This is a genomic window from Telluria sp. LT2P80, from assembly GCF_059685955.1.
Map to the genome: position 1 here is coordinate 1 of NZ_JCASIO010000024.1, position 4524 is coordinate 4524.

A 4524-nucleotide genomic window follows, 5' to 3' on the forward strand; every position below is an offset into this window, starting at 1 on the left:
ATCCCCAAAAAACCGGCACTGCTCCCTGATTACCCTAAAGCGCCGCACCATACGCATCGGCGGGTACAGTTCTACTGCCAAAGCCTGCTTCTAAGTTATTACACAGCCTGGGCCGGTTGCGGACCTATTGTAGCGTCCGCTAACGGCCTATTTTGTTGAAAAACTCGGCTCCATTGTCCGTCTAAAACGAAGGATCGGTAACTCGACTGTTCAAAACAGCCACCATGGCACGAAACGCGAGTCGGTTGGACTGTCGACATTACCGAAAATTCGCTATAAAAGTTGCCGTTCGACTTTTTCAACACAATAGGTCGTTAGCGGACGCCAGAATGCGTCCGTAATCGGCTGGACGTAGACGTTCGAAGACCCTTTTTCCAGTTCGTTCAAAGAGCAGAAATCCATCTGCGTCCCGCTGTCGACACGGTCGTCTGAATCCCTGCAATGGCATCGATTAGACCGTGGCGTGGTAGTCTGCTGAGGCCTATTATGGTGTTCGTGTGGCAGCTACCTGTTCCTCGCTTGAGTGGATGCAGTGTCGTCAAGCAAGCCAAGAGTAATGCTCTGGAATTCAACCAATTTCAAATTTAGTTCATCGATATATGAAGTAAATTTGAAACTGTTTTCCGACTTTAGATCAGTCGGTACTATGAACCTGGAGATGTCCCGAGTTCCAGTTTTATTTCATTGGACGGCGGCCAAGACCGCTGCCCGGATTTCCAGTGTAGTTCGCCCTGTGCTGTCAGATTCGCGACTCTAGCTGCCCTTGCAATGCGATGCATGAGCTCAAATGCATCACATTATTCCATTTTCCACGAAATTATTGTACTGGTGACGCAACAGCGGATACTCCTGGGCACTGGGATAGTGCGCCAACAGTTCCTTCAAGCGCGTGACCCGGCCAGCGCCATCTAACGCAATGCAAAGGAATATAGCGATGGGTCTGAACAACGCAGGTGCTTGGGCACGTCCTGCCCATCGGTCATCCTTCGACCTCCTGATGCTGGCAAAAGCACGATCGATAAGATTTGGGACGGCAGGGCCAGGGATATCCAGTCCGGCGCAAACTTCGAAGAGGTGGGTATTGCATTCGATTTCGAGAAGAATGAATGGCAGGGCAGTACCGAACAAGGGACGAAATCGTTCGATCAATCGCATTTGCTGCTTCACGAGGTCTTTCATCACCAATGTGGAGCCGACTTCATCGTCGACGAACCGTACAGCCTGGACGTTCAGTCCTGAGAGGAAATCAGGGAGCAATGCGTCAGCCACTTCAGGCTCGCCACCTTGGATCCCGCCCACTCGAGCGATAACGGCGTAACCCAAGTTGAGTGCATCGCATACAAATTCCAGCGTACCCATCTGCGTTCGGTCGAGCTGATCGAAAAAATATTCAGCGCAGGCGATGGCCTTTGGAAAAAGCGGTGTATGAAAGTCGCGCTGATAGACGACCGCATCCATGATGACATTCTTCAGACCATTCAACAGCAACGACGCCTCTTGCAAAGAGAGATCACGCAGGAAACTGTTGTCGGTAGCGTCCAGGCCGGCGCGCGGCGACACGATGTCAAACAAGAGGTCTCCATACAAGTCAGCTGCCTTCGCCCAAGCCCGATTGTAGATGTCGTGATCCGGATTGAAGCTTTTGAATGCCGACAGGCAGGATCCTTTGCTGGCTAAAAAATAAGCTCTGCAAAGGGTGTACGAGGCGGGATAGTCGTTGCCAATTCGAATTAAGACCTGCTCGGCTGTATCCATGTCGAGCTGGGCATCCGACCAAAAATTTCGAGCGTGCGCGTTACGCATGCGCGCATTCACCGCCACCCCGTCCTTAAGCATTGCGTCAGGATGCAATCCGTGCAGACGCTCCACATTCTGTTTAATATTGTCGACGCTCACGCGCAAGTAGTCGAGCAGTGAAGGCAAAGTCGGTGCCTCCGTCAGTGCGCAAAAGAGGCCATGTAGTGTCCGATGATGCCGGACCCAATGCATGCTGCCTGAAGTGCGGCCGTAGGTCCCCAAGAACGCGAGCACAGCCTGCACTGCCGCAATATCGGTTGATAGGGTTTTAGCATCACGCGACCGATTGTCGTCCAGCACAACAAGTGACACGTGGACATCGATGAGGTGCACGCCAAGCTCCTCGAATCCCGCTTTGTAGTCGATGGCGTTTGTGGGTTGGCTGGCGAGTAGTGAATCGTCGACACCGAATCCCACGATGGACAACGCGCGCAAAATAGCGATGTTGGTTTCCAGCGGAATGACGGTGATGGGCCACCAGCCAATCTCGGATGCGCTGGCCGGCAGCATGTTGGCGAGTTGAGCGACGATCTGTAACGATTCCTCAAACAGTTGATCCTGCACCAGTAGCATAATCTTGTCGCCTAAAATGGTAGCTTTTTCTTCCATGGGTAAGCGATCTGTATGGGCAGGGTCCTGATCGAGGCCAATCAAGAGGTCAAGTAGCTTTCGTTGGTCTAACCGTTTCAAGGATCGCCATTCGGAGCTGTGCCGCATCTTGCGAAGATTGGCAAAGTACGCCTTCTTAACCTCGCGGATCTTACCTGTTTCTTCCAGCCCGGCGGTGATCACTTCCCAATAACTTCTCTGCGTAAAACGCCAATTGGCTTCAAACACTGGGGTGACGAGGTGGGCTGGCGTGTTCGCTTCGAGCAGCGAGCGGGATGTCGCGTCGCGAGGTGTTGGGTCAAGCGCGATCTGGGTGAACAGTTCATCGAACTCGATGCCCTGGAAGCTGGCCCATTGCAGACTTTGCAAGGTAGATGTGGACAGTCCCTTGTAGCGCTCCGCTACCAGGTCATGAATGGAAGGCGATTTTTCACCCAGCTTCTTCTCGCCTTCGACCGTCAAACGTTGCGAGATATCGCCGTTCTCGAAAAAATCGGCGTAGCTATTGAAGTAGGCAGCTAACTCCTTAACAATCAGCGGATTTCCGTCGGCACGGTGGATCAGGATTTCGCGCTGCTGCTCGCTCAAGGAGGGAAGTAAGTCGCTCACCATCGGGCCAAGGTAGCGGTCTTCCAACTTGTCGAGTGATATCTGGCATTTTTCGCTTGCATCAACGTGATCGAACAACGATCTGAGCTTTGGCATCTGGCCGGCATTGTTCGATCGGTCCCAGCGGTGCGTCCAGGCGGTACTCAACAATAGCAGCGGCAACCCTTCTCTGATGGCCACGTTTAACAACCGCTCAGCAAGCACCATGGTGTTGAAGTCCAGGAACTGCACATCGTCCAGCACGAGAATCAACGGCACAGCTTGTTTCTCGTAGACCGACACACCGAGCGCCGACCAGTTTTGCTGACGCATCATGTACAGCAAACCATCGACGACAATATCCATCCGCGATTTCGCATTAGTTTTTGCACGAACAGACTGGACCCGCTTGATATACCAATCCGACTTCCGGTGAGCGTGCTTGGTGTCATTCAGTTCGAGGATACTGATAACAGGATCGACCATGTCGACCATATCCTTGACCATGTCGCTCAAGCCAAATGTCAGTGCCTTCAATGCCAGCGTAGCTGACTTCTTTGCGATATCGATACTTGCGTGTCTCGTTTGCTGATTGTGCGCATACGCGGCCAGTTGCGGATCGAGAAAACTCTGTGCGCGTTGGTAGGCGTCACCGCCCTGAGACACGTTGCGCGCTTCCTCATTGCTGTTACGTAACCCCCACCAGATGAATGGAATGTCGGGTGCTACTTTCGTGTTGGCCTCCCCGACCTCTGTATGGTGAGGCAACCCGTCGGAGGCGTCAGAGACCGGGATGTCCGGCAGCGGATTGATAGGCATGTCGGGCCCTGTTCCCAATCCTGTTTCCCAGTAATGCTGCGGGTCATAAGCAACAGTAAGTTCGGCATAGAACTTCTGAATTAGCCTAGTCTTGCCGAAGCCCGTCTCCGCAAGGATATTCACGAAATATGGACGATTTCTCTCTTTGACGGTCTGGTACGCTTCCATTAACTTCTGAAGTTCTGCTTCCCGTCCATACATAGCGTTCGCACTGCGGGTAGACAAAGACGTGTTCATGATTGTGATTTTTAGAAGTAATGTTTAGTAAACCAGATAGTTGCATAATTTATAAAAAGTTGCACTAGTTTTAAAATCGTTGGTGGACCGATCATATGCGCGGCCCTGGTGCAAATTGCGACTGGGCTAGAATGACGGCCTTTGCCCAGCATGCGTAGCCACTCAAGCAAGAGCGACCTGTTCAAAGGTCGACACTTCGAACAAGAGATCATCATTTTGTGCGTGCGCTGGCACCTGCGCTATAAGCTCTCACACCGGGATTTGGTCGAGATGATGACGGAGCGAGGCCTATCTAGCTCAGTTCCAGTAGGTAGAGTTTGTACTTAATTTCGGGAATGAATCTAGGAGCCTCGCTTTTGTCTGATCTTGCCCCGCTATTCCCGGACACAGTCTGATGCTTAGTTAGCGTCAGTTTCCAGAGCCTGACACGGTCGCTCTTTTCTAAACATTCGCGGCGATTTATAGCCCAGCGCC

The 4524-nt window shown here is 52.2% G+C and carries 1 protein-coding gene and 1 pseudogene; one reads left to right on the forward strand and one right to left on the reverse strand.

Annotated features, from left to right (window positions below):
- Window positions 1–792: 792 nt before the first annotated feature.
- Window positions 793–4050, reverse strand: a complete 3258-nt coding sequence (locus AC56LW_RS23930; RefSeq protein WP_499638337.1) for a hypothetical protein — start codon at window positions 4048–4050, stop codon at window positions 793–795.
- Window positions 4051–4200: 150 nt separating this feature from the next.
- On the opposite strand from AC56LW_RS23930, the pseudogene AC56LW_RS23935 reads away from it, so the two are divergent.
- Window positions 4201–4344: pseudogene (locus AC56LW_RS23935) on the forward strand (IS6 family transposase); the annotation flags it as partial.
- Window positions 4345–4524 lie beyond the last annotated feature (180 nt).

What these genes read in the sequence shown, in the direction of transcription:
- AC56LW_RS23930 (WP_499638337.1), bottom strand. Translation starts at nt 4,050, where the DNA reads ATGAACACGTCTTTGTCTACCCGCAGTGCGAACGCTATGTATGGACGG.